The following is a 23,150-nucleotide window of genomic DNA, read 5'->3' on the forward strand; positions in this document are numbered from 1 at the left end:
AACATGACAAAAAAAGTCGTCGTCATTGCTGCGGGTGGAACTGGGGGACATTTGTTTCCCGCCGCCGCGTTTGCTGAAGAGATGTTTCGGCGCGGTTGGCGCGTCGTGCTGATGACGGACGCGCGCGGGCGCCGTTACGCGGAAGGATTTCCGGCCGAGCGCATCGAGGATGTGTCGGCGGCGTCGATCTCCGCGAACCCGATTACGGCGATCCCAGCGGCGTTCAAAATTTGGAAGGGCATCAACGAAGCCAAAGCGCGCTTCAAGACGTTGCCGCCTGCCTTGGTTGCGGGCTTTGGCGGTTATCCGTCGTTTCCGGCGTTGATGGCGGCGCGCGCGCACAAGGTGCCGATCCTTATTCACGAACAGAACTCTGTGCTTGGCCGCGTCAATCGTTCGATGGCTGCGAGCGCCTCGATCATCGCGTGCGGCTTTGAGCGCTTGGACCGGCTGCCGGGAGACGCGGCGCCGCGCAAGCATGTCGTCGGCAATCCGGTGCGCTTGCCGATCCTGGCGGTGCGTGAACGGCCTTATCCGGAAGCGCCAGCAGGTGGGCGGCTCAAACTGCTGATCATTGGCGGCAGCCAAGGCGCGCGCGTGTTCGGCGAAGTGATCCCATCTGCGATCTCGCTGCTGGCGCCGGCGCTGCGCGCGCGGCTCGATGTCGTGCATCAAGTGCGCGAAGAGCAGGTCGAGGATGTGAAAAAGACCTATCAGGCGGCGAGTGTGAGCGCGGAGGTCGCGCCGTTCTTCAAGGATATGGGGCAGCGTTTGGGCGCTGCGCATCTGGTGATTTCGCGCGCCGGCGCCTCATCGGTGACGGAACTTCAAGTGGCCGGGCGGCCGGCGATCTTGGTGCCGTTCGCGGCCGCCGCCGACGACCACCAGACCGCTAACGCTGAGGGTCTGACTGCGGTGGGCGCGGCTGATCTTTTCACCGAGCGCGAGTTTAACGCCGGCGCGCTGGCAGCGCTCCTGGAGCGCCGTTTGGCTGACCCGCACGGGCTGGCCGTCTGCGCCGCCGCCGCGCGCGCCGCCGCCAAGCCGGAAGCAGCCAAGACGCTGGCCGATCTGGCCGAGCGCATCTCGCTCTAAATCTCGTAATCCCCCTGCATCCAGGATCGCCCTCGGCGGCGGTAGAGGATCATAAAGCGCCCGAAAGCGGGCGCCAGGGAGGATCCCGAGATGAGTGAGGAATTGTTCCGTGACTTCTGGTGGCTGATGTTTCCGGTGTTCGGGATGGTGATGGCGATTCTCGGCGCGGCCCGGACCGGCGCGTACCAGGATCAAGTCATCCGCGATGCCCGCGAGAAGCTGGAGCGCAAGTGATGAACCTAGAAGAATTGTTTCGCGATTTTTGGTGGCTCCTGTTTCCGATCTTCGGGATGAGCATGGGCCTTTGGGGCATGAGTTCGAGCGAACGCCGTTCGCGCGACGTGATGAATTTGATCAAGTCCTACGTTGATCAAGGCAAGGAACCGCCGCCGGAATTGTTGCGCATGGCGCAGAACGATTGGCAGGCGCCGGGACAGGCCGCGCCGCAACAGTCGAACGGCTGGAACTTCTTCGTGTTCGCCGCGCTCTCAGCCGGGTTCACCGTCGGTTGGTGGTACATCCGCGCTGAGAGCTGGTCGTTCGCGTTCTTGATCGTCGCGGTGACGATGGGCATTCTCGCCATCGGCGCGCTTATTCTCACGCTGACTTCACGACGCCCCTGACCAGGCCATGGAGTCAGGGGAAGAAGCGCGACTCATCGGCCTGGCGCGGGGCGGGGATTTCACCGCCTTCGGCCGTCTCGTCGACGCGCATCAGGGGGCGGTGCGCGCCTTTCTGCGGCGCGTGACCGGCAATTACGCCGACGCGGATGATCTCGCGCAGGAGGCGTTCGCCCGGGCATGGGAAGTACTTCATCGCTTCGACGGCTCGTCGGCCTTGCGGACCTTCATCTGCGGCATCGCGTTTCAATATTGGCGACGTGCGCGCCGTTCGCAGAACCGCCGCGAAATCCGCGAAACCGCCTACGCCGATTTGAGCGACACTGAGACGAATGAAACGCCCGAACGCGCCAGTCAGCGCCTGGCGCTGCGCAAAGCGATGGAAGAATTGCCTGAAGATCAGCGCGCCGCACTTGCGCTCTGTCTCGGTCAGGAATTCACTCATGGCGAGGCCGCAGACATTTTGGGGCTTCCCTTGGGCACGGTGAAATCCCACGTGACCAGAGGCCGGGCGCGCCTGCAGGCCGCGCTCGGGGTCGGAGTTGAGCGATGAGTGACGATCTTGAACTGGCCGCGCTCCTCGGAGAGGCCCCGACGTCGCCGGACCCGGCGTTCCGCTATGATGTGCTTGTGCACACCGGCGAACGCGCACGCCGCCGCCAGGCGCGTCGGAACGCGTTCCGCATCACTAGCGTTTTCGCGATGATCGGCCTCATTTTCCCCTTGGCGCATACATTTGGCCTTGGTCTGACGGAGCTGCAGCCGCTGCTGTTGGTTGCGGGCCTGCTTGCGGTCGCTTATGTGCTGGCGCTCTGGACGCTTGAGGGGCCGCGCGCTGTGTTGGCGCGCTCTCGGGCGATCCTGCGGGTGACCGCTCTGACGCGGACTTGAGAAAGAGGGCGGGATGGCACGCTACCAGATACTTGCGCAGATGATGACGCTGCCGAAGCCGATGCCCATCGGCGAGGCGGACACGCCCGCGGACGCCGTACGCAAGGCGCGTGAGCTCCAGCAAAAAGGTCAGCAGAACCTGCAGATCGCGGACAAGCAGGCCGAGCAGTATTTCCCGGTCGATGCGTTCGCCGCCAAACACGGCATCCGCTAACACGACCTTCGTTACGCCGCCTTTGATGCGCCGTAGAGCCCGCCTATACTAGCGCGGTTAGGGGAAACCATGATCCGCCGCGCTATTCCGTTCGACACCGGTCCAATTCACTTCGTCGGCATCGGCGGCATCGGCATGTCCGGTATCGCGGCGGTGATGAAGAACCTCGGCTACGAGGTGACGGGTTCAGACGCCAAGGACGGCGCCAACATCGAGCGCCTGCGCGCGCAAGGCATTCACGTCACCATTGGCCACAAGGCCGAGGCCGCCGCGAACGCCGGGGTCGTGGTGATTTCATCAGCGATCAAGCACGGCAACGCCGAGGTCGATTCGGCTCGGGCGCGCGGCGTGCCGATCGTACGGCGCGCCGAGATGCTCGCTGAGATCATGCGCCTGAAGTGGACGGTCGCGATCGGCGGCACGCACGGCAAGACGACGACGACTTCAATGATCGCGGCTCTGCTGGACGCGGGCGACAAAGACCCGACCGTCATCAATGGCGGCATCATCAATGCTTACGGCGCCAATTCACGCATGGGCGAAGGCGAGTGGATGGTGGTTGAGGCCGACGAAAGCGATGGCACGTTCACGCGCCTGCGCGCCACCGCCGTCGTCGTCACCAACATGGACCCTGAACACCTTGACCATTACGGCTCGGTCGAAGCCATGAACGCGGCGTACCAGACGTTCGTTGAGAACATTCCGTTCTACGGCTTTGCCGTCATGTGCCTCGATCACCCACAAGTACAGGCGCTGGCCGCGCAGGTGCGCGATCGCCGCATCATTTCGTACGGTTTCAACCCGCAGGCTGATGTGTGCGCCGTCAACGTGCGCCCCTCACGCGATGGCTCGACGTTCGACGTGGTTGCGCGCCGCAAGGGCGAGGGGCCGGGCGTCACCATGCATGATCTTTTCTTGCCGGTGGCGGGCCGTCACAACGTACAGAACGCGGTCGCGGCAATCGCGGTTGCGCGTGAGCTTGGTGTCACCGACGCCGGCATTCGCAATGGTTTGAAGAAATTCGCCGGTGTGAAGCGCCGCTTCACCACGACCGGCTATTGGAATGAAGTCCGTATCGTTGACGATTACGCACACCATCCGGTCGAGATCGCCGCTGTGCTTTCGGCGGCGCGCGAAATGACGGAAGGGCGCGTGCTCGCGGTGGTGCAGCCGCACCGGTTTACGCGTTTGCGCGATCTCTTTCAGGACTTCTCGACCTGCTTCAACGACGCCGACATCGTCGCGGTGGCTGATGTTTACGCCGCCGGTGAAGCGCCGATCGATGGTGTTTGCGCCGATACGCTCGCGGCAAGCTTGAAGAGCCATGGCCATCGCGACGCGCGGCGCTTGGGTAGCCTAGATGATTTGCCTGGGTTCGTGCGCGCGGAAGCCAAGCCGGGCGATATCGTGGTGTGCCTCGGCGCCGGCGATATCACCGCGTATGCCAATGCGCTGCCAGCCAAGCTGGGCGCTGCGGCGGCTTAGGCGCCGCAGCACATGTACTGCGAATCCGGAAGCGTCTAGGTTTCACCGGTGCGCGTTGGTTGCGGCATAGATCCGGCCGCGATCGTCTCCCGGCGGGCAGTTCTCCGGAACACTGACAAGGCAAAGCTCGACGCTGTCGCCCGCTCGCGATGGGGCGATGGCGGGCGCGATATCGTCGGAGACTTGGCTGGCGCCGTTCGCATAGACAACGGTGCTGCTGCTATCATCGACGCCCTCAAGGCGAGGGCAGGTCTCGGCGATTGTTGTTTGTACACACTCGCCGACATTCACTGGCAATGCGGACGCGCTCGCCTCAGCCGGAGCTTGTGCTGGAGCCGGGGCCGTACTTTGCCCGTACGCGGCGAGCGCGTAGGTTTCGGGTGTTACGCATTCGGTGGTCTCCGGGGCCAAGCTAACGCTTATGCCGCCCCACATGGCAAGCGCCGCTTGCGTCCGCGGGCCACGTCTGAGCGCAGCCCGCGGACTTTCGTTTTAGGTGCTCCGGCGGCAGCGGCCGTTGTTGTAGCGGCCAACGGCACGAACCACTTCAGCGCGATCCGGTTCGATGCGGCGGCCCGAGATTTGACCGTTGAGGACGCGCTGGATGCTGCTTTCTAGGCTCGTCACCAGATAGCAATCGACAGCCGGTGGCGCATGTGGATTGCCGATGCCGCTGTCATCGGTGAGGAAGATGTAGCGGGACTGAGTCACTGCAGCCATCGCACGCATCATGTATTCGGCCCCCGGACCGACACCGGACGCGCCCACCGGCACGATCTGAATTCGCTTGGCGCGCGCCACTTCGGCTGAGCGCCAGGTGGTGGCGACATCTTCCGCGTGCGGCGGTGCGTCGGCGACGAACAAGAGCGAGCGCACCGCGTTCTCGCGCCAGTCGAGCGCTACCGCGCGCGCCATCGCTTGCTCGACGGCCTCGGGATAGTCGCCGCCGCCACTCGCACGCTGGCGTGACAGATGACCTCGTATCGTTGAGACGTCACCGTCGAAGCTGAAAGTGCGCGTGATGTACTCGTCCGTCGTGTCGCGATAGGCGACGAGTGCAACGCGTATGTCGACGTTTGGGTGCTCTTCGCGGAGACCTCCCAAGATAGAGTCGAGTTCGACTTTCAGATATTCCAGCTCATCCGACATGCTGCCGGTGGTGTCGACGACAAGCGCCAGATCGAAGTTGCGGATGGGGCTGGCGAGCGATTCTGTGCGCACGGTCTCGATCTGCGCGCGACTGGTGCGGCCGATCACAACTGACCGCGACATCGGCTCGCGACGGCTGCGATAGTCCACGGAAACCGCAACCCGTGCGCCCAGTCGGTCGAGTTCAGGGAAGAATACCGCCGTCCCATCGGCCGTGGTTGCAAGAGTCAGCTGATTGCCGTCGCCGCAGGTCAGTCTCACGTTGGCGAAGGGCAGTGGCCGCCCCGCGCGATCTTCAACCTGGATCGTTAGCACGCGGCGCGTATCGACACGTGGCACGCCATCGAACTCTTCGTTTTCCAGGAAGCTATCGACATAGTTGGCATAAAGCTCTGGATTGAGCAGATCGTCATGATCGCCGGCAGTCAGCAGCCCCGCTTCCGGGCGCGGCTGCGCTCTTTCTGTGCGTCCAAATCCCGAGCTTGCTTCGGTGTCCGGCTCTACTGGGTCCAATAGGCCGTCCGTGGAGAGCGTTGCCGTTAATTCAAGTTCTTCAGCGCCGACCGTTGTCATCGGGCTGATCGCCTCAAAATCTTGGCGCACGATCCGAGCGCCTGTGACGACGATTGCCTCCTCGTCCTCAGCGCTGGCCCCATCGGCAGAAGGCTCAGTGACCGCTGCCGGTGGCGGAGGCGCTCTCGTGCTGGGTTGGATGTTCCGAGCCGCGCGCTCGATCTCTGCGTCCAGCACCAAGGGCGCCGGCGCGCGCCGGCAGAGACCTTCATTGCCTTGCTCAAAGTTTTGTTGCGCCGAGACGCCAGCTGGCGTCCACAAAAGCGAAGCACTGATTGCTGTGAGCGCGACTGCTTTGCGCCAGTTCCTCATGCTCGTCCCCCTCATGAACGCCAGTTGTTGACACACAAAGCATCTCGCACTGCGCGCAGCCCGCTACTCACAAGCTCGGGAGGAGGCGAGCGCGGCGATGACAAGTCTGTGTAGGCGCGCCGCATATAATCGCCTGCGGAACGATTTGACGGAGCGCCCCGACTCCGCGCAGCCCGGATGTCATGGCCGATACCGCCCACCGCAAGCCACGCCGCGAGCCGCTCCGCGCCGCTATTGTCTATGATTTCGATGGCACGCTCGCGCGCGGCAATCTGCAGGAACGCAGTTTCATTCCTGATATCGCCGGCATGAAGCACGCCGACTTCTGGATGGAAGTGAAGCGTCTCGCCAAGCTTGAAGATGCCGACGAGATCCTCGTCTACATGCACCTCATGCTGGATCGCGCGCGCGCTGCGGGTCATCCGGTGACGCGCAAGCAGCTGCAGGAAAACGGCGCCGATCCGGATTTCTTCGATGGGCTCGATCACTGGTTCGACCGTGTCGATGCGTTCGCAGACGATCTCGGCCTGCAGCTCGATCATTACATCGTCTCGTCGGGTATTTACGAGATGATCGAAGGCTGCCCGCTGTTTCCGCGTTTCCGCCAAGTGTTCGCGTCACGCTTTCTCTATGACGCGAAGGGCGAGGCGAAGTGGCCAGGGGTTGCGATCAACTACACAACCAAGACGCAATTTCTCTTCCGTATCAACAAAGGCATCGACAACGTCCACGATACGGAAGCCATCAATCGCTGGATGCACAACGATGCGCGCGAGCTGCCGTTCGAGCGCATGATCTTCATCGGTGATGGCGATACCGATATTCCGTCGATGAAGATGGTCACCAGCCAAGGCGGCTGCGCGATTGCGGTGCTCGATCCCTATCAATGGACCGAGCCGCGTAGTCTCGACAAAGTGGCGCGCCTCATCGCGGAAGATCGCGTGAGTTACGTGGCGCCGGCTGACTATCAGCCGAAGAGCCAGCTTGATGTGATCGTAAAGGGCGCGCTTGGCCGTATCGCGTTGCGCGCCGGACTGCAGGTGAACGCCTAAAGCTTCAGCTGCCCTGATCCGCCGTGGTTGGCGGTACGCGCTCGATGTTCGTCACTTGGAACGGCATCGGCGGATCGCCGCCAAGCAATTGCACGCCGGACGGATCGCCTACGCAGATGAAGTTGGACGATGAACGCACCGAGATCGCGTGCGTCCAATCGAGGTCGCGCGAGTTTTGCGGGATGGTGAGAATGTATTCGCGCGCCGGGCTGATGCGAAGCTTGACGCTGTGATCGTCAACGACGCTGTATCCGCGGACATCGAGCGAGCGGAAGCAATCGCGGCTGGCGCTTTGCGATCTTGTATCAGCGGTGGAGGAGGCGCAGGCGCCGAGGGCGAGCGCGCCGGCCACTAGAGCAAAGCGAAGCATAGAGAACTCCTGTGTGAGTTAGCTGCCTTCGACCGGTTGGTCTTCAGGCGCGCGTATGATTTCGGAAACTGCGTAAGTGCGCTGTGGATCGCCGCCAATGAGGTCGACGCCGAGGCCGTTGCCGGTGCAGATGCGGCCTGTCGCCGAGCGGATCGCGATGGCATGCGACCAGTCGAGGTCGCGTGCATTCCACATCGTGGTGAGGACGTAAGAGCGGTTCGCGCCGACGCGGAGGCTGATGTGGTGGTTGTCCACATAGCTGTAGCCGCTCACCTGTTCGCTGCGGAAGCAGTCCTGGGAGCTTGTGGTTTGCTCGCTGGCTGGGGCGGTGCTGGCGCAAGCGGCCAGCGTCCAGAGGCAGAATATCGCGGTGATAATGCGGATCATGGAGCGCGTCCTTCCTGAGAAGAGTATGGGACGGTCCGTTGCGCTACGCGAGCGGCCGCCGCGTTGACGGGGCTCAAAAGCCTGCGATACCCGTTCAACAATGAGTGAACTCGACCTGCCAACAGTACGCGGCCAGCTTCTGCGCGGCGAAACGCTCGCGCCGTTTACCTGGTTTCGTGTCGGCGGACCGGCGGACGCGCTCTTCCTTCCGGCGGATGAAGACGATCTTGCCGCGTTTCTGACTCAATTGAATCCAGACGCGCCGCTCTTGCCGATCGGTGTCGGCTCAAACCTCATCGTGCGGGATGGCGGCGTGCCTGGTGTTGTGGTGCGCTTGGCGGGGCGTCAATGGGCCCAGATCGAGACGCTCGATGGATCGCGCGTGAAATCCGGCGCTGGTGCGCTCGATGCTATGGTTGCGAAGGCGGCGGCCAAGGCCGGCATTGCGGGTCTCGAATTTTACGCGGGCATTCCCGGCACGATTGGCGGCGCGCTCACCATGAATGCGGGGTGCTACGGCAGCGAGACGAAGGACGTGCTCATCGAAGCGGTGGCGATGGATCGCCAAGGCAAACGCGTGACGCTGACGAACAAGGATTTTGGATTCACCTATCGCCACAACGCGCTGCCGGGTGGGCTCATCTTTTTGAGCGCCACTTACCAAGGCGCGCCGGACGATCCAGCCGCGGTTACCGCGCGCATGGCTGAGATCACCTCAAGGCGCGAAGCTTCGCAGCCGATCCGAGAGAAGACTGGCGGCTCAACATTCAAAAACCCAATCGGACCCGATGGCGAGAAGCTCTCGGCCTGGAAGCTGAATGACGAAGCGGGAATGCGCGGCCATCGGCGCGGCGGCGCGCAAGTCAGTGAGCTGCACGCCAACTTCCTGATCAATACCGGCGAAGCGACTGCCGCCGACATCGAGGGCCTGGGCGAAGAGGTCCGCTCGGCGGTGAAAGCCAAGCACGGCATTCAACTTGAGTGGGAAATCAAGCGGATCGGGCGCGGCTGAGGCGATTTTGGCGCTGCATGGCAGGGAGCCACCGGGCCGGTGTGGCTTTTCGGGCCGCGCCGCTCTAAACCCCGGCCAAACAAAATTTCCCAGGATTCCGCCTTATGCGTCTGAAGCCCAATATCCTTGCCGCGATCGGCAACACGCCGCTCGTGAAGCTCAACAAGGTCGTGCCCGAAGGCGCGGCGGAAGTTTGGGTGAAGTGCGAATACCTGAACCCGGCCGGATCGATCAAAGACCGGATGGCGAACTACATCATCGAGCAGGCTGAGAAGACTGGCGTCCTCAAGCCCGGGGGACTTATCGTCGAGAACACCTCCGGCAATACCGGTCAGGGCCTCGCGATGGCGGCGGCGATCAAAGGCTATCGCTGCATCTTCACGATGCCGGACAAGATGTCGAAGGAAAAGCAGGACTCGCTGAAGGCCTACGGCGCTGAAGTGATCATCACGCCGACCGACGTTCCCGGTGACTCACCGGAGCACTACGTCAACGTCGCCAAGAAGATCGCCGAAGACACGCCGGGCGCCTTCTACGTCGATCAGTATCATTCCTCCTGGAACATCGACGCGCACTATCATTCGACCGGCAAGGAAATCTTCGAAGACACCGATGGCGGCAAGTTCGACGCGTTCGTCGGCGGCACCGGTACGGGCGGCACGGTTTCGGGCGTTGGTCGCTACCTTAAAGAGCACGCGCCGAACGTGAAGATCATCGGCGCCGACCCGCTGGGCTCGGTGCACTATCATCTCTTCCACACCAAGACGCTGCCGACAGCGCACGTCTATATGGTTGAGGGCATCGGCGAGGACATCGAATGCCGTGCGATGGATTTCTCCGTCGTTGACGACATGCGCCAGGTGAATGATCGCGACAGCTTCGTGATGGCCCGCCGCCTCGTGCGCGAAGAGGGGCTCTTCTGCGGCGGCTCTTCAGGCTCGAACGTCCACGTCGCCGTCGAGATCGCCAAGGAGCTCGGGCCGGGCAAGGTGGTGCTGACGGTGCTGCCCGATCATGGCAACCGCTACGTGTCGAAGTTCTTGAATGATGGCTGGATGAAGGAGCACGGCTTCACCGAAACCGAACGCGAGCTGGGCTTCGTCGAGGACATGCTGAAGAACTTGAAGACGAAGCCGATCACGGCCGACGCCGACTCTTCGATTAAGTCAGTCGTCGATCTGATGCGCGAGAATGGCGTCAGCCAAATTCCGCTCATCGAGCGCGGTAAGCTGAACGCCATCGTCCACGAGAGCGACATTCTCTCAAAGATGCAAAAGCGCGTGTTTGATCTCAACGCGCCTGCCAAAACCGTCGCCACGCCGATTGGCGGCCTGATCTACCCGAAGGCGCGCATCGAAGAGCTCTTTCACATTTTCGCCGGCGATAACGTCGCCGTCGTTGTGGATTCCTCGAATGTCGTTGGCGTCATCTCCAAGATCGACCTGATTGAATATCTGTCCGGGAAGCGATGATCGTCCGTCATCTGGGCGCGCCAAGCGTGACCGGAATGACGAATGCGGCCTGCGGCACCGAACCCCAGTAAGGACTAGCGACCATGCACGACGACAATAAGCGCTTTGGCACGCGTTGCATTCATGCCGGCCAGGAGCCTGATCCGAGCACGGGCGCGATCATGACGCCGGTCTATCAAACGTCGACATTCGTGCAGCAAAGCCCGGGCGTGATCATCGAAGATTACGATTATGCGCGCTCGGCGAACCCGACGCGCAAGGCGCTGGAGCGAAATCTGGCTTCGCTCGAAGGCGGCCGGCACGGTTTTAACTTCGCGTCGGGCCTCGCGGCGCAGGCGGCGTGCATTCACCTGCTGGCTTCGGGCGATCACGTCGTTCTGTCGGATGATGTGTATGGCGGCACCTATCGTCAGTTCGACAAGGTGTTCAAGCAATTCGGCATCACCTACACGCGCGCCGATCTAACCGACCTCAACGCGGCCGAAGCGGCGTTCAAGTCGAATACGAAGATGGTTTGGCTGGAAACGCCGACCAATCCGCTGCTGAAAGTCATCGACATCGCCGCCATCGCGCGCCTTGCAAAGTCGAAGGGTGTTGTCACGGTGGTGGACAACACGTTTGCTACGCCGGTGCTGACCAATCCGCTGGCGCTTGGCGCCGATATCGTCAGCCATTCGTGTACGAAGTACATTGGCGGCCACTCGGACGTGATCGGCGGCGCGCTGATCTGCACGGATGATGCGTTGGCCGACCGGCTTCGTTTTACGCAGAATGCTGTCGGCGGCATCGCCGCGCCGTGGGACAGCTTCTTGCTGTTGCGTTCGACGAAGACGTTGCATGTCCGCGTGCAGCGTCATTGCGAGAACGCCGCGAAGATTGCGGATTTTCTGGCGGATCAAAAGCAGATCGAGCGTGTGGTCTATCCGGGCCGCACCGATCACCCGCAGCACGAGATCGCCAAGCGGCAAATGACCGGCGGCTTCGGCGGGATGATCACGGCGTACTTCAAAGGCGGCCTCGAACCAGCGCGAACCTTCCTCGAGCGTGTAAAGCTCTTCTCGCTGGCAGAATCGCTCGGCGGCGTCGAGAGCCTGATCGAACACCCGGCGATCATGACACACGCCTCCGTCGACAAGCACCTGCGTGAGCAAATCGGCCTCACCGATGGCCTCGTGCGCTTCTCCGTCGGTATCGAAGACGTCGAAGACCTAATCGCCGACATTCAAGAAGCGTTGGGTTAGGGCGCGAGCGCGGCGATCTCGCTGGCTTTTGTATACGCCGCCGACGCCGCTTGATCGATCGGCGCGGCGAAAGCGGGGTAGCGTCCGTAGGCGTAGCCCGCGCCTGTTGCAGCAAGAAGCGTGATTGTGAGCGCGATCGCGAACAATCGACTGTTCTTTTCCTTCACTTGCATTTTCTTCTCCACCACCGGTTTTGGCGCAGCGCCGGTCCGGCGCGCGCGCTTGGTCGAGCGCGTGGCGGGCGGTGCGGATGTGCGCGCGGGCGTCGCGCGCGGTGAGCTGCTGAGCGCGCGTCGCCAAGCGGTGCGTTGCGAGCCGTTGCGCTTTAGCGGCAGGAGATGCGCCCCCTCCACGGGCGGCGGCGCAGCATCCAGCCGTACGCAAACGAGAGACCCCGTTGCGTGCGCCTTTCGCGCCGCCGCCCGGAGCGCGGGCGTCCCCCACGCTGCGCGCGACCACAACAAAACGACCTTATGTGCGCCCGCGCGCTGCGCTTGGGGCGTGTAGCTTCGAACCTCGTAGCCAAGCGCCTTGAGTTCAGCGGCTACGCCGCGAGCGTGGTTTTCGGCGCCGCGCGGGTGCGCAAGGAAGATCGGTGTCGGCATGCGCAGATTTTGTGCTGCGCCGAATTGCGAGGCGGCAAGGTTTGGGTTCCCGGCGGCGGGGGATAGTGGGCAAGGCGCCTAAAATGGAGGCCGTGCGCCTAAACAAAAAGCGCGCCGCTGAGGGCGCGCTTTCGGCTTGACGTGGGGCGCGCCGTTTTACGCGGCGAGCGCGCTTTCGGCGCGCAGCACGGCGGCGCCGGCGCTGACCACAGCGGCGATGCGCAGCGCTTGCTGGATTTGGGCCGCGGTGAATTCGCGTTTGCGCAGCTCGGCCTCGTGCGCGTCGAGGCACATACCGCAGCCGTTCACGGCAGAAACCGCGAGCGCCCACAATTCGAAGTCGCCCTTATCGACGCCCGGATTGGCGATGATGTTCATGCGCAGGCCGGTGCGAAGCGTCCGGTACTCTTCGTTCGAGAGCAGGTGCACCGAGCGATAATAGACATTGTTCATGCCCATGATCGCCGCGGCCGCTTTCGCTGCTGTTTTGGCTTCCGGCGAGAGTTTATTGGCGGTTTCAGCTTCGAGCGCGCGAATGAGTTCCCCCACGCCCGCTGCGTGCGCACAGGCGAGAAACGCGCCCCACTTTTGTTGCTCGTTCAATGTCTGATCGTTGGCGAGAGAGCCGAGGTTCAGTTTGATGTCTTTCGCGTAGTCGGGAAGCGTGTCCCGCAGAGCATCGAACGCCATGATCTTCGTCCTTTGATTGAAATAAGCGCCGGCGCGACGTTTGAGCCCGAACGCCGCGCCGGTTCATCCCGCGCGCTCACGGGGGGGGGGAGGGTGGAGCGCGCAGTGTTCGCTTAGGCTGCCTTCAGCACATCGCCGCCGACTGGGCGGTTGCATGGGCAGAGTTCGTCGGTTTGCAGCGCATCGAGCACGCGCAGCGTGTCCGACGGATTGCGGCCGACATTGAGGTTGGTGACGTAGACGTGCTGGATCACGTTGTGCGGATCGACGACGAACGTCGCGCGCAGCGCAACGCCATCGGTCGAACGCACGCCGAGGCCGTCAACGAGCGAGCCGTTGGTGTCGGCGAACTGCCATTGCGGCAGTTTGGCTAGATCCTTGTGATCGCGGCGCCAAGCGAGCTTGCAGAATTCGTTGTCCGTAGAGCCGCCGAGGACGACAGCGTCGCGATCTTCAAACTCTTTGTTAAGGCGCGCGAACTCAGCGATCTCAGTCGGGCAAACGAAGGTGAAATCCTTCGGGTAGAAGTAGATGACCTTCCACTTGCCCTCGAAGCTCTTTTCGGTGAGCTCCTCAAAAGCGGACCTGCCGCCTTCCTCATGCTGCATGAAGCCGGGCTTTACGCCGGTGACTTTGAATGAGGGAAGCGTCTCGCCGATGCCGCGCATCTCGATCTCCTAGTGGTGAGTCCATGAATGGATGTGGGAGGTGTAATGCTGCGAGCGCGAAGTGCAAATTGATCTTGCTCGTTAGAGACATAGAAAAAGTCTATTGAATAGAATTGCTTAAATGGCGGTCAGACTTGCTCTCGCGCGATGGTGCGGCGCGCAAGTCTGAACGGCGCTGGACGCTCTTGGATACCGTCAATGTGGCCTGTCGCGAGCCAACGTGGTTAAGCGCCATCAACGCCGATGAATCGAAATTTACTATAAAAAACAGTCACTAAGAGCGCCGCCCACACCTTGCCTTAACCCTGAGGTGTTTCGTTATGACACTCCCGGAATGAGCGCACAAAAGGCGGTCAGCTGGGGCGGTGGTTGGTTGGTGTTGTGAGGCAAGCGCATGGCCCGAGTGGCGGTGCTACTAGGGGGATTAAGCCCCGAGAGGCCAGTGAGCCTCAGTTCCGGCAAGGGCTGCGCTGACGCGCTGCGCCGGCTTGGTCACGACGTGATCGAGATCGACCCTCAAAATCCGAATTGGATCTCCGAGTTGGCCGACGCCGCGCCGGACGCGGTGTTCAACGCCCTCCACGGTGAGTGGGGTGAGGACGGCCGCACCCAAGGCGTGCTCGACTATCTGAAGCTTCCTTACACGCATTCGGGCGTGCTCGCGTCGGCGCTGGCGATGGACAAGGATAAGTCCAAGGCGGTGTTTGCGCAGGCCGGGCTGCCGCTCGCCAATGGTAAGCTGATGCATCGCCTGGAGGCCGCGAAGGGCCACCCGATGCCCGCGCCTTATGTTGTGAAGCCGAACGCGCAGGGCTCGTCGGTCGGCATCTTTATCGTGCGTGAGGGCGCTAATCGTCCGCCCGAACAATTGCTCGATCCTGATTGGACCTTTGGCGAGGAGGTGCTCGTCGAGGAATTCATCGACGGCAAAGAGCTCACCGTTGCGGTCATGCATGATCGCGGCGCGTTGGCGGTCACTGAAATCTTCGTCACCAGCGATGGTGATTGGTACGATTTTGACGCCAAGTATTCGAGCGGTGGTTCAAGGCACGTGGTGCCTGCCAACATTCCACAATCGGTCGCGGATCAGTGCATGCGCGCCGCTGAAGCCGCGCACCATGCGCTTGGCTGTCGCGGCGTCTCGCGCAGCGACTTCCGCTACGATCCGAAGACCGATCGTTTGGCGCTGCTTGAAGTGAACACCCAGCCCGGCATGACGCCGACGTCGTTGACGCCGGAACAAGCCGCTCACGTTGGTCTCTCTTACGACCAGCTCGTCCAGTGGATACTGGAGGATGCATCATGGCCGCGGTGAGAGCGCGCCGCTCAGGCGGCGGTGGCAAAGGTGGTGGACGCGGCTATGACGAGCCGCCGCGCGGCAAACGCCGCCGTCCTCAACCTGTGCCCGCATATGAATCCATGCCGCGCATCGCGCGCATTAAGCTGTCAGGCGGCTTGAGCGGCGATGACATGCAAGTCAGCGGCAAGAGCCTCGCGCTGGCGCTGACCGGCGGCGTTATGTTTATCGGCATCGCCATTGCCGGCGCCGCCTGGCTGGGTTCGTCTCTGTTTGATGCGCGCGAAGCTTTTGCGCGCTCGGCTGACGCGACCGTCGCCAATGCCGGCTTTGAGATCGCTGAGATCCGCGTTGCGCGTCTGCCGGATGCGCCCGAGATCAGCGAAGCGCGCGAACAGGAAGTGCGCTCGCTCATCGTGCCGGAAGGGCGCCATTCCATTCTGGCGCTCGATCCCCAGGAAGTTCAGGCGCGTGTCGAAAGTCTCGATTGGGTCGCCAATGCGCGCGTGCGCCGTCTTTGGCCATCGACGTTGATGGTGGAAGTGGAGCGCCGCCGTGAGTTCGCGGTCTGGGAAGACGAGAACCATCAGTCGGCTGTGATCGACGCCAATGGCGAGCGCCTTCTGACTGAGCGTGTCGAAGACAATGCCGGTTTGCTGCGCGTTGTCGGACGCGGCGCCGGTCCGGCCGCGCCACCGATCTTGGCTGCGCTCGAAACCATGCCGGAAATTCGCGACCGCACGGTGCAGCTGACACGCGTAGGCGATCGCCGCTGGGATATTGAGTTGAAGTCCGGCGCCATCGTCGCGCTGCCGGAAGAGGGGCAGATCGAAGCGCTCGAGCAATTGCAGCGCCTTCACCAGCAATATGCTTTGCTCGATCGCGCGGTGACGCGCTTTGATTTGCGCGCGCCGGGCCGTCTCGCCGTTCGCATTCATCCCGAACTAGCCGGCGCGCCTCTGATGGGAGGCGCATAATGTCCGCTTCTGTCAAGCATCGCGATGAAGCTCAATTCGAAGACCAGCGCTTGGCGCCGCTCGTCGCCTCGATCGACGTTGGCGTGTCGAAGACCGTTTGTCTGACCTCGCGCCGTGATCCGGTGCTCGATATGCATCCGGAGCGTCCGCTGCGCGTGCTCGGCATCGGCCAGCAAACCGCGCCTGCGATTGCCAGCGGCAAGCCGGCGGATTTTGACGCCTGCGCGCGCGCCATCGAAGTCGCCATTCAAGAAGCCGCCGCCATGGCCGGCGCGCCCGTTCAACGCGTCGTCGCGTCGTATTCTGGTCCTGGGCTCAACTCGCAGATCGTTCGCGGCGCTGCCCGCGTCAAAGGCGCCGTCATTTCGCATCGCGATATCGAGAACGCGATCGACGAGGCGATGAAGGCGGCCCCCGCGCCGCAACGCTCATTCGTGCACGTTGAGCCGCTGCGTTACACGATCGATGACGGTGAAGGCATTCCTGATCCGCTGGGGCATCCAGGCAAGATGCTGGCGGTAGAGGCTTGCGTCGTCACTGCGCCGACCGAAGCGCTGAATGCGCTGCGCGCCTGCATCCGCCAGGCCGGCGCCGACGTGGAAGATATTATCGCTGGTCCGCAAGCTGCGGCGCTCTCGGCGCTGACGCCTGAAGAGCGCGAAGAGGGCGCGTTGCTGATCGACATCGGCGCAGGCGCGATCGGCGTCGCCGCTTATGCCAGCGAAGGCCTCGTTCATTGCGAGACGATTTCATCCGGTGGCGTGCGTTTGACGCGCGACCTGGCGATGAAGTTGCAAACGACGTTCGCAGCCGCCGAGCGGGTAAAGCTACACTTTGGCGCCGTAGGCAATGCCTGCGATCCGCGCGAAGCGGTGCAAGCGCCGAAGATTGGTTTGGATGGCCGGTTGGAAGCGGCGACGACGTTGCGCGGGGTGATTTCCGACACGCTGACGCCGCGCCTCATGGAAATGCTGCTGACGGTTCGCGACCGTATGAACCGCGCGGGCTTTGGCGGCAGCGAAGGTCCACAACGCGCGGTGCTGGTTGGTGGCGGCGCGTTGATCCCTGGCGTGCGCGAATTGGCGGCCGAAGCGCTTGGCATGCCGGTGCGGGTTGGCCGGCCGCTGGAGCTTTGCGGCTTCGATCATGGCGAGGCGGGGCCAGCTTACGCTGTGGCCGCCGGTTTGTTGCGCCATCGCCTCGACAACACCGATCTTGAACTGGTCGATGGCGATTTCCAACCTTCGCTTGCCCATCTCGGCGCCTCCGTGCGCAACGCGGTGCACGGCATGTGGAATTGGCTGCGCGAAAACTTCTAAGATCAATCGCGAACCCGGCGCAGATCCGCTGCAATTCGAACGTGATCGATCCGTAACCTTCCTCGCGTTGGAGGAGGAACGATGCGTATCGCGTTTGGTCTTGCTGGCTTGGCTCTTTCGGTGCTCGCCATCGGCGCGTGCGGAGAGCCGGACTACAAGGAAGCCGACGCCGTCACCTGCATGGCGTACCTCGCCCTGCAAAGCGCAGCTGTCAGCGAAGGCCGGAGCGCCGGAGACGCCGCGACGCTTGACGCAGCGGGCGCCGCTTGGCGCACGCTCGCGGAACAAAAGTACAGCGCCGACGAACTTGCTCAGTTCTTCGCCAGCAGCGTCGCCGTCTTCGACGATGTCGCCGCGCCGGAACTTGCGCAGATATCCACAGCCTGCCTGAGCCACGCACCAACGGTTTGAACCACGCGTAATTGCGTCGATTTCCCCAGGCTGGGGGTGCGTTTGGCCGTTGCGGCGCCGCAAAAGCGCCGCTTCGATTTTCCAACACTTAAGGAAAGCTTAAACGCTGCACCCGAGGGTGCAGTACGAGCGTGGGCGAATCGTGAGAATCGGTCGCCCTTGGAGCGGGTAATGAGCCAGTACAGTGCGCCGACAATTCTCGACCTGAAACCACGCATCGTGGTGTTCGGTGTTGGCGGCGCGGGCGGCAACGCCGTCAACAATATGATGGACGCCCAGCTGCAGGGCGTTGAGTTCGTGGTGGCTAACACCGACGCGCAGGCGCTGACGCGCGCGCGCACGCCGAACCGCATCCAGCTCGGACACTCGATCACTGAAGGCCTTGGCGCGGGCGCGCGTCCGGAAGTCGGGCAGGCGGCGGCGCAAGAGAGCCAGCCGGAAATCATCGAATTCCTCGAAGGCGCACACATGGTGTTCGTCGCCGCCGGTATGGGTGGCGGCACGGGCACGGGCGCTGCCCCGGTGATTGCGCGCACGGCGCGTGAGCGCGGCATTCTCACGATCGCGGTCGTCACCAAGCCGTTCCACTTCGAAGGCCAGCGCCGCATGCAGCTCGCCGAGGCGGGCGTGCAGGAGCTGCGCAAGCACGTCGACACGCTGATCGTCATTCCGAACCAGAACCTCTTTCGGGTCGCCAATGAACGGACGACGTTCGCGGAAGCCTTCCAGCTCGCGGACCAGGTGCTTTATTCGGGCGTGCGGGGCGTCACTGACCTGATGGTGATGCCGGGCCTGATCAATCTCGATTTCGCCGACGTCCGCACCGTGATGGCCGAGATGGGCACGGCGATGATGGGCACTGGCGAAGCCGGTGGCCCCAATCGCGCGCTTGATGCCGCGCACGGCGCCATGGCCAACCCGCTACTGGACATCGTCTCGATGCGCGGCGCCAAGGGCGTGCTGATCAACATCACCGGCGGCTTCGATATGACGCTGTACGAAGTCGATCAAGCCGCGAACGAAATTCGCGCCGAAGTCGACGCCAACGCCAATATCATTCTCGGCTCGACGTTCGACGAAACGCTCGAGGGCCGTATGCGCGTGTCGGTCGTTGCGACCGGCATTGATGATGAGGCCATCATCACGCAAACGACGGTGGTTGAGCCTGCGCGCCGCGCTGCCGAAACCACGCCGCGCCGTCCGGTTGTGCCGCCGCGCGCGGAGACGCCGCGTGAGCCGCCGCCGCGCCCAATGCGCGAACCTGCGTATGACGAGCCGCGTCCGAGCTTTGCTAATGACATCGAGCCGGAGCGTCGCGCTGCGCCGCCGGCGCGTGAGCCAGCGCCGGCCAAGAGCGGCGGTGGATTTTCAATGTTCGGTTGGAAAAAGCCGGACTCAGCCCGCGATGACGAGCCGCGTGAGTTCAATCTCGATGCGCCCGAGCCTGCGTCCGGAGCGAGCCGCGCGCACGATGATGTCGTTCGCGATCCCGCGCTTGATGAAGAGCTGGAAATTCCAGCCTTCCTGCGCCGGCAAATGAACCCGCGCTAAGCGCGTTCAACCACCCCAGAGCTTTTTACGCAGCGCTGCCTCGCGTTCCGTGAGCACGCCGGCGCGTGCGAGTGCGTCGAAGCGTTCGAGCGCCGCGCGGCGGTGCACTTCAGCTTCCGTGCCGCCTGCGCCTGCGAGATGGCTTTCAACGATGGCGCAAAAGCGCAGACCTTCGAGGTCGTCTTGATTGAAGAGTTGGAAGGCGAGGGCGAGCTCGTCTTCCCAGGCGCCGCGCGCGGCGGCGAGATCGCCCAGCGCTTGCGCCGCCAGCCCGAGGCGCTCAAGCGCGACAGCAAGCGCGTGAATTGCGGTGCGATCATTTGGCGCTTGTTCGAGCAGCTTTAGCCGGATGGCGGCGCTTTCGTTGAATGCGGCGCGGGCGATCGCGTTCTCGTGCGTCTCCAAAGCGGCGTCGCCTTGCTTGACAAGAGCTGCGGCGAGGCCGCGCGCGTGCCGCGTATCGCCGCGCGCGCGCTCATAAGCTAATCGGCGCATCTCTGCTGCGCGGGCAAAGGCGTCGCCGCTTGAGGTTTGTCCCGCGCGCGCGATCTCGCCGATCCGATCCCAACAGGCTGAAGCGTCTGCGAGCCAGGCGGCGCTCGCATCCTTCTGCGCCGCGAAACGTTCCGCGAGCGCGCGCGCTTGATTGGCGGCTTCGTGCGCGATGTGGAGTTCGCCAGCGCGCAATGCTTGGTCCGCTTGATCGAGCAGTGTGTGTATGAGGAAGCGCGCAGGCTCGTCCGATGCATTTTCTTTGCAGAGACGCTCGGCCAGAAGGCGCGCTTGCTGCATTGAGTCCGCCGCTGCGGTGTTATCGCCAAGCGCTGCGCGAAGTGCGGCCCGCACGCGCCACGTGCCGGCGAGCGCCCAGGTCTCGCGCGGATCGTTCGCGGCGAGACGCATCCGCACTTGCAGTGATTTGTCCATCGCTTCGCGCGCGAGATCTGCAGCGCCGCGCGTATAATCGGCCTCCGCCGCGAGCGCCCAGGCGTCCGAGAGCACTGCGCGCCAATGCGGCTCATCTTTTTCGGTGACGGCTAGCGCCTCGTAGCGGCCAATCGCTTCACGAAAGCGTCGGCGTGCTGACGCGGGCTGATTGGCGTCGAGCTCGAGCGCGCCGAGCCGCAGCTCCGCATCCGCAATGTCGGCGGCGAGTTCCGGCGTTTCGGAAAGTTGCATGGCGGCCGCCTGCAGCATCGCCAGCGCGCCCTCAGCGCCGCTCTTCGCACGTGCGAAATCGCCGGCGCTTGCGTCGATCTCCGCGATACGGCCACGCGCACGCGCAAACCAGCGGGCTGCGTTTGGGTCGGAGCGATCTGCGGCGAGGGTCGCATCTTGCAGCTTCATCACCCGCCCATAGAAGTCGCGGGCCTGATCGGCGGCGCCCTCGGCGCGGGCGAGGTCTCCCAACATGAAGAGGGCGCGGGTTTTGGCCGTGGGGTCGGTTGTCTGGCTGAGGAGGGTCTGCGCTTCTGCCCTGGCTGCATGGAGCTCGCCGGCCTCCGCCGCCAGGCGGGCAAGGCTCAGCCTTGGGCCAGGCTCCAGGGGCGCCAATTCCACCGCCAGAGCCAGCGCCCGCTGCGCGCGGGAAGGGTCGGTCTTTTCCCAAAGCGCCGCCGCCCGCCGCGCTGCCAGCGCCGCGCCGGGTCCGCCCGCTTGCGCGGCCCGCCAAAACGCCTCTGCGTCCGGGCCTCTTGGCGTCAGATTTTCCGTCATTATTTCAGTCACTTAACATCGTCTGGTAAACCGTCACAAACCGTAACCCAACGTGTTTTGTGCACCTGGGAACCTCTGAGATACACGAAGCGTCGGGTCGGGGGGCCTAAAGTCCTGCTGGTGGGACGAGAGGTGGCATCTGTGCGTCGTCAACAGACCATAGCAGGTCCGGCAATGTGTGCGGGCGTTGGAGTCCATTCGGGCTCGCATGTGCGCATGGTGCTTTCTCCGGCGCCAGTAGACACCGGCATCGTTTTTGTCCGTTCGGACGTCCGTGGCGTTCCGTCAAATTCCATCGCGGCTCACGCTGACAGCGTTTCCGAGACGCGCAACTGCACCACCATCCGTAACGCCTCTGGCGTCGAGCTGGCCACGATCGAGCATTTGATGTCGGCCTGCGCCGGTCTCGGCATCGACAATCTCATCGTTGAGGTTGATGGCCCGGAAGTGCCGATCCTCGACGGGTCGTCAGCGCAATTCGTGCAAGTTCTGCTGAATGCTGGCGTGAAGCAGCAAGTCGCGCCGCGCCAAGTGATCCGTATTCTCGAGCCGATCGAAGTGCGCATGGGCGCAAAGAGCGCCGCTTTGCTGCCTTCAGAGGGCTATGACGGCCTCGATATGGACGTGACGATCCGCTTCGCCGATCCCGCGATCGGCACCCAACGCCGCCGCGTTCATCTCTCGCCTGAAACGTTCCTGACCGAAATCGCCGATGCGCGCACCTTTGGCTTCCTGGCTGACGTCGAAACCATGCGTGCCGCCGGTCTTGGCCTTGGCGCCTCGATGGCGAACGCAGTGGTCGTGGACTCCGGCCGCGTGGTGAACCCCGAGGGACTTCGCTTCGACGACGAGTTCGTGCGTCACAAGATGCTGGACGCGGTGGGTGATCTTTCGCTCGCTGGCGCTCCGATTTGTGGCCGTTTTGTGGCGGATCAACCTGGTCACGCCCTTAACGCGCGCCTGGTGCGTGCGCTCCTGGATACGCCGGAAGCGTGGTGCTGGGAGAACGGCGAGGCCCCTGAAACGGTGCGTGAAGCCCAGCCGGCCCTGGCTGCCGCAGTCCGCTAAATCCGCAACCCACACGCTACAGCCGCAGACGCTTTGCGCCGCGCGCGCCTTCCTGTATCAGCGGTTTGCAGCCCGCCCCGCGCGGGTTCTAAGCAACAAGAGGCCCGGCAGAATGACCCCTCGGAAGAACCAACTTTCCCGGGCCATCGTGCTCGCTTTGCTCGCGGGCGGTGTTACCGCGTGCGGCGGCGTTCGTGATCGGGCTGACGTTCAGTACGTCGAGGAACCTGCATCCAATCTCTATAACCGAGCCGCCGATGCGCTCGACCGCGGCCGCTATCAGCGTGCGCTGACGATGTTCGAGGAAGTTGAGCGCCAGCACCCGTATTCGTCGTGGGCGCGCCGCGCGATGCTCATGGAAGCTTATACGCACTACCAAGCGCAGCAGTACGATGACTCAATCGAGAACGCCCAGCGCTTCATCTCTCTGCACCCGGGCAACGAGAGTGCGCCGTACGCCTATTATCTGATCGCGATCTGCCACTTCGAGCGCATCATGGATGTGGGCCGCGACCAGGGCACAACCGAGCGCGCTTTGGCTGCGTTGAACGATGTCGTGCGCCGCTATCCGGATAGCCCGTACGCGCGTGACGCGCGCCTGAAGCTGGACATGGTCTACGACCAGCTCGCCGGCAAAGAGATGGCGATCGGTCGTTTCTATCTGACGCGCGACCAGCAGCTCGCAGCGATCAACCGCTTCCGCAATGTGATCGAGAACGAGAACTTCCAACGCACCACGCACGTGCCGGAAGCGCTGCATCGTTTGGTCGAGTCCTACCTCTCGGTTGGCATGACCGAGGAGGCTCAACGCATGGCGGCGATCCTCGGCTACAACTTCCCGGGCAGCGAATGGTATCAGCGCACGTACGCGCTGCTGACGCAGGAAGGCGTTGCGCCGGTCGCTGTTGAGGAAGCTGAGCGCCGTGGCTGGCTCCGCCGCACGTTCGGCCGGGTGTTGTAACCCCTCGCGAGGGG

The 23,150-nt window shown here is 63.2% G+C and carries 26 protein-coding genes; 18 read left to right on the top strand and 8 right to left on the bottom strand.

The genetic code is table 11. From position 1 onward, the window contains the following. Positions 1–3 precede the first annotated feature (3 nt). The 7 genes from murG (at position 4) to murC (ending at position 4,305) form a co-directional block, all read left to right on the top strand. On the top strand, positions 4–1,095 hold the full coding sequence (gene murG / locus ATE48_RS15415) for an undecaprenyldiphospho-muramoylpentapeptide beta-N-acetylglucosaminyltransferase (protein WP_066773007.1): 1,092 nt from the start codon (positions 4–6) through the stop codon (positions 1,093–1,095). A gap of 90 nt (positions 1,096–1,185) precedes the next feature. Next, a complete protein-coding gene (locus ATE48_RS19855; protein WP_156767806.1) occupies positions 1,186–1,329 on the top strand; it encodes a hypothetical protein in 144 nt (47 codons plus the stop codon). Beyond that, entirely contained in the window at positions 1,329–1,718 is a 390-nt protein-coding gene (locus ATE48_RS15420) for a hypothetical protein (protein WP_066773009.1), read from the top strand. The genes ATE48_RS19855 and ATE48_RS15420 overlap by 1 nt, the downstream gene beginning before the upstream one ends. A 7-nt stretch (positions 1,719–1,725) precedes the next feature. Next, complete coding sequence (locus tag ATE48_RS15425) at positions 1,726–2,268, top strand: RNA polymerase sigma factor (protein ID WP_066773010.1); 543 nt, start codon at positions 1,726–1,728, stop codon at positions 2,266–2,268. Continuing rightward, positions 2,265–2,606: a hypothetical protein gene (locus ATE48_RS15430; RefSeq protein WP_066773012.1), complete on the top strand. Its 342-nt coding sequence runs from the start codon at positions 2,265–2,267 to the stop codon at positions 2,604–2,606. The genes ATE48_RS15425 and ATE48_RS15430 overlap by 4 nt, the downstream gene beginning before the upstream one ends. A gap of 13 nt (positions 2,607–2,619) precedes the next feature. Further along, on the top strand, positions 2,620–2,820 hold the full coding sequence (locus ATE48_RS15435; RefSeq protein WP_066773015.1) for a hypothetical protein: 201 nt from the start codon (positions 2,620–2,622) through the stop codon (positions 2,818–2,820). Between the two features lie 69 nt (positions 2,821–2,889). After that, positions 2,890–4,305, top strand: a complete 1,416-nt coding sequence (gene murC, locus ATE48_RS15440) for a UDP-N-acetylmuramate--L-alanine ligase (protein WP_066773017.1) — start codon at positions 2,890–2,892, stop codon at positions 4,303–4,305. A 42-nt stretch (positions 4,306–4,347) separates the two neighbouring features. On the opposite strand, the gene ATE48_RS15445 is transcribed toward murC, so the two are convergent. Further along, positions 4,348–4,740: a hypothetical protein gene (locus ATE48_RS15445; protein WP_083197393.1), complete on the bottom strand. Its 393-nt coding sequence runs from the start codon at positions 4,738–4,740 to the stop codon at positions 4,348–4,350. 57 nt (positions 4,741–4,797) lie between these two features. Then, a complete protein-coding gene (locus tag ATE48_RS15450; protein WP_066773019.1) occupies positions 4,798–6,339 on the bottom strand; it encodes a vWA domain-containing protein in 1,542 nt (513 codons plus the stop codon). A 182-nt stretch (positions 6,340–6,521) separates the two neighbouring features. On the opposite strand from ATE48_RS15450, the gene ATE48_RS15455 reads away from it, so the two are divergent. After that, entirely contained in the window at positions 6,522–7,391 is an 870-nt protein-coding gene (locus ATE48_RS15455) for an HAD family hydrolase (protein ID WP_066773021.1), read from the top strand. A gap of 4 nt (positions 7,392–7,395) precedes the next feature. Here the strand turns inward: ATE48_RS15455 and ATE48_RS15460 are convergent, their stop codons facing one another. Together ATE48_RS15460 and ATE48_RS15465 are read right to left on the bottom strand one after the other, a co-directional pair. Beyond that, entirely contained in the window at positions 7,396–7,761 is a 366-nt protein-coding gene (locus tag ATE48_RS15460; protein WP_066773023.1) for a DUF6491 family protein, read from the bottom strand. A gap of 18 nt (positions 7,762–7,779) precedes the next feature. Next, positions 7,780–8,148, bottom strand: a complete 369-nt coding sequence (locus ATE48_RS15465; protein WP_066773024.1) for a DUF6491 family protein — start codon at positions 8,146–8,148, stop codon at positions 7,780–7,782. A gap of 100 nt (positions 8,149–8,248) precedes the next feature. Between ATE48_RS15465 and murB the strand changes: the two genes are divergently transcribed. The 3 genes from murB (at position 8,249) to ATE48_RS15480 (ending at position 11,873) form a co-directional block, all read left to right on the top strand. After that, positions 8,249–9,160 (top strand): UDP-N-acetylmuramate dehydrogenase, encoded by a 912-nt coding sequence (murB, locus tag ATE48_RS15470; protein WP_066773025.1) that lies wholly within the window; start codon positions 8,249–8,251, stop codon positions 9,158–9,160. A gap of 104 nt (positions 9,161–9,264) precedes the next feature. Then, positions 9,265–10,632, top strand: coding sequence for a pyridoxal-phosphate dependent enzyme (locus ATE48_RS15475; RefSeq protein ID WP_066773026.1), 1,368 nt, complete (start codon positions 9,265–9,267; stop codon positions 10,630–10,632). An 83-nt stretch (positions 10,633–10,715) separates the two neighbouring features. Beyond that, positions 10,716–11,873 (top strand): cystathionine gamma-synthase, encoded by a 1,158-nt coding sequence (locus ATE48_RS15480; RefSeq protein ID WP_066773028.1) that lies wholly within the window; start codon positions 10,716–10,718, stop codon positions 11,871–11,873. Here ATE48_RS15480 and ATE48_RS15485 read toward each other — a convergent pair. The 3 genes from ATE48_RS15485 to ATE48_RS15495 form a co-directional block, all read right to left on the bottom strand. After that, the gene (locus ATE48_RS15485; protein ID WP_066773030.1) at positions 11,870–12,478 is read right to left on the bottom strand and encodes a hypothetical protein; all 609 of its coding nucleotides are present in this window, start codon (positions 12,476–12,478) and stop codon (positions 11,870–11,872) included. The two genes, ATE48_RS15480 and ATE48_RS15485, sit on opposite strands and share 4 nt — an antisense overlap. Positions 12,479–12,634: 156 nt before the next feature. Next, complete coding sequence (ahpD, locus tag ATE48_RS15490; protein ID WP_066773032.1) at positions 12,635–13,168, bottom strand: alkylhydroperoxidase, AhpD family; 534 nt, start codon at positions 13,166–13,168, stop codon at positions 12,635–12,637. Between the two features lie 113 nt (positions 13,169–13,281). Then, positions 13,282–13,836, bottom strand: coding sequence for a peroxiredoxin (locus ATE48_RS15495; protein ID WP_066773033.1), 555 nt, complete (start codon positions 13,834–13,836; stop codon positions 13,282–13,284). 394 nt (positions 13,837–14,230) lie between these two features. Here ATE48_RS15495 and ATE48_RS15500 point away from each other — a divergent pair, with 394 nt between their 5' ends. The 5 genes from ATE48_RS15500 (at position 14,231) to ftsZ (ending at position 19,391) form a co-directional block, all read left to right on the top strand. Next, the gene (locus ATE48_RS15500) at positions 14,231–15,151 is read left to right on the top strand and encodes a D-alanine--D-alanine ligase (protein WP_066773035.1); all 921 of its coding nucleotides are present in this window, start codon (positions 14,231–14,233) and stop codon (positions 15,149–15,151) included. Continuing rightward, positions 15,139–16,110, top strand: a complete 972-nt coding sequence (locus ATE48_RS15505) for a cell division protein FtsQ/DivIB (RefSeq protein ID WP_066773037.1) — start codon at positions 15,139–15,141, stop codon at positions 16,108–16,110. The genes ATE48_RS15500 and ATE48_RS15505 overlap by 13 nt, the downstream gene beginning before the upstream one ends. After that, entirely contained in the window at positions 16,110–17,429 is a 1,320-nt protein-coding gene (gene ftsA, locus ATE48_RS15510) for a cell division protein FtsA (protein WP_066773038.1), read from the top strand. Before ATE48_RS15505 ends, ftsA begins: the two co-directional genes overlap by 1 nt. 81 nt (positions 17,430–17,510) lie before the next feature. Further along, entirely contained in the window at positions 17,511–17,840 is a 330-nt protein-coding gene (locus ATE48_RS15515) for a hypothetical protein (protein ID WP_066773039.1), read from the top strand. Positions 17,841–18,011: 171 nt separating this feature from the next. Next, positions 18,012–19,391, top strand: a complete 1,380-nt coding sequence (gene ftsZ / locus ATE48_RS15520; protein WP_066773040.1) for a cell division protein FtsZ — start codon at positions 18,012–18,014, stop codon at positions 19,389–19,391. Positions 19,392–19,397: 6 nt separating this feature from the next. Here ftsZ and ATE48_RS15525 read toward each other — a convergent pair whose 3' ends face one another. Further along, positions 19,398–21,107, bottom strand: coding sequence for a hypothetical protein (locus tag ATE48_RS15525; protein WP_066773042.1), 1,710 nt, complete (start codon positions 21,105–21,107; stop codon positions 19,398–19,400). Positions 21,108–21,248: 141 nt separating this feature from the next. Between ATE48_RS15525 and lpxC the strand changes: the two genes are divergently transcribed. Both lpxC and ATE48_RS15535 read left to right on the top strand, forming a co-directional pair. Continuing rightward, a complete protein-coding gene (gene lpxC / locus ATE48_RS15530) occupies positions 21,249–22,175 on the top strand; it encodes a UDP-3-O-acyl-N-acetylglucosamine deacetylase (RefSeq protein WP_228126652.1) in 927 nt (308 codons plus the stop codon). A gap of 112 nt (positions 22,176–22,287) precedes the next feature. Continuing rightward, the gene (locus tag ATE48_RS15535) at positions 22,288–23,136 is read left to right on the top strand and encodes an outer membrane protein assembly factor BamD (RefSeq protein ID WP_066773044.1); all 849 of its coding nucleotides are present in this window, start codon (positions 22,288–22,290) and stop codon (positions 23,134–23,136) included. Positions 23,137–23,150 lie beyond the last annotated feature (14 nt).

The organism is Candidatus Viadribacter manganicus (genome assembly GCF_001679665.1).
Classification (GTDB): Bacteria; Pseudomonadota; Alphaproteobacteria; order Caulobacterales; family Aquidulcibacteraceae; genus Vitreimonas; species Vitreimonas manganica.

Excerpts from the sequence above, each read along its gene's own strand:
- murG (WP_066773007.1), top strand. The coding sequence starts at position 4 with ATGACAAAAAAAGTCGTCGTCATTGCTGCGGGTGGAACTGGGGGACAT.
- ATE48_RS15465 (WP_066773024.1), bottom strand. The coding sequence starts at position 8,148 with ATGATCCGCATTATCACCGCGATATTCTGCCTCTGGACGCTGGCCGCT.
- ATE48_RS15450 (WP_066773019.1), bottom strand. The coding sequence starts at position 6,339 with ATGAGGAACTGGCGCAAAGCAGTCGCGCTCACAGCAATCAGTGCTTCG.
- ATE48_RS15430 (WP_066773012.1), top strand. The coding sequence starts at position 2,265 with ATGAGTGACGATCTTGAACTGGCCGCGCTCCTCGGAGAGGCCCCGACG.
- ATE48_RS15505 (WP_066773037.1), top strand. The coding sequence starts at position 15,139 with ATGGCCGCGGTGAGAGCGCGCCGCTCAGGCGGCGGTGGCAAAGGTGGT.
- ATE48_RS15435 (WP_066773015.1), top strand. The coding sequence starts at position 2,620 with ATGGCACGCTACCAGATACTTGCGCAGATGATGACGCTGCCGAAGCCG.
- ATE48_RS15455 (WP_066773021.1), top strand. The coding sequence starts at position 6,522 with ATGGCCGATACCGCCCACCGCAAGCCACGCCGCGAGCCGCTCCGCGCC.
- ATE48_RS15425 (WP_066773010.1), top strand. The coding sequence starts at position 1,726 with ATGGAGTCAGGGGAAGAAGCGCGACTCATCGGCCTGGCGCGGGGCGGG.
- ATE48_RS15495 (WP_066773033.1), bottom strand. The coding sequence starts at position 13,836 with ATGCGCGGCATCGGCGAGACGCTTCCCTCATTCAAAGTCACCGGCGTA.
- ATE48_RS19855 (WP_156767806.1), top strand. The coding sequence starts at position 1,186 with ATGAGTGAGGAATTGTTCCGTGACTTCTGGTGGCTGATGTTTCCGGTG.
- ATE48_RS15500 (WP_066773035.1), top strand. The coding sequence starts at position 14,231 with ATGGCCCGAGTGGCGGTGCTACTAGGGGGATTAAGCCCCGAGAGGCCA.
- ATE48_RS15525 (WP_066773042.1), bottom strand. The coding sequence starts at position 21,107 with ATGACGGAAAATCTGACGCCAAGAGGCCCGGACGCAGAGGCGTTTTGG.
- ATE48_RS15485 (WP_066773030.1), bottom strand. The coding sequence starts at position 12,478 with ATGCCGACACCGATCTTCCTTGCGCACCCGCGCGGCGCCGAAAACCAC.
- ATE48_RS15475 (WP_066773026.1), top strand. The coding sequence starts at position 9,265 with ATGCGTCTGAAGCCCAATATCCTTGCCGCGATCGGCAACACGCCGCTC.
- ATE48_RS15535 (WP_066773044.1), top strand. The coding sequence starts at position 22,288 with ATGACCCCTCGGAAGAACCAACTTTCCCGGGCCATCGTGCTCGCTTTG.
- ATE48_RS15515 (WP_066773039.1), top strand. The coding sequence starts at position 17,511 with ATGCGTATCGCGTTTGGTCTTGCTGGCTTGGCTCTTTCGGTGCTCGCC.
- ATE48_RS15460 (WP_066773023.1), bottom strand. The coding sequence starts at position 7,761 with ATGCTTCGCTTTGCTCTAGTGGCCGGCGCGCTCGCCCTCGGCGCCTGC.
- ATE48_RS15480 (WP_066773028.1), top strand. The coding sequence starts at position 10,716 with ATGCACGACGACAATAAGCGCTTTGGCACGCGTTGCATTCATGCCGGC.
- ftsA (WP_066773038.1), top strand. The coding sequence starts at position 16,110 with ATGTCCGCTTCTGTCAAGCATCGCGATGAAGCTCAATTCGAAGACCAG.
- ATE48_RS15420 (WP_066773009.1), top strand. The coding sequence starts at position 1,329 with ATGAACCTAGAAGAATTGTTTCGCGATTTTTGGTGGCTCCTGTTTCCG.
- ATE48_RS15445 (WP_083197393.1), bottom strand. The coding sequence starts at position 4,740 with ATGTGGGGCGGCATAAGCGTTAGCTTGGCCCCGGAGACCACCGAATGC.
- ahpD (WP_066773032.1), bottom strand. The coding sequence starts at position 13,168 with ATGGCGTTCGATGCTCTGCGGGACACGCTTCCCGACTACGCGAAAGAC.
- murC (WP_066773017.1), top strand. The coding sequence starts at position 2,890 with ATGATCCGCCGCGCTATTCCGTTCGACACCGGTCCAATTCACTTCGTC.
- ftsZ (WP_066773040.1), top strand. The coding sequence starts at position 18,012 with ATGAGCCAGTACAGTGCGCCGACAATTCTCGACCTGAAACCACGCATC.
- murB (WP_066773025.1), top strand. The coding sequence starts at position 8,249 with ATGAGTGAACTCGACCTGCCAACAGTACGCGGCCAGCTTCTGCGCGGC.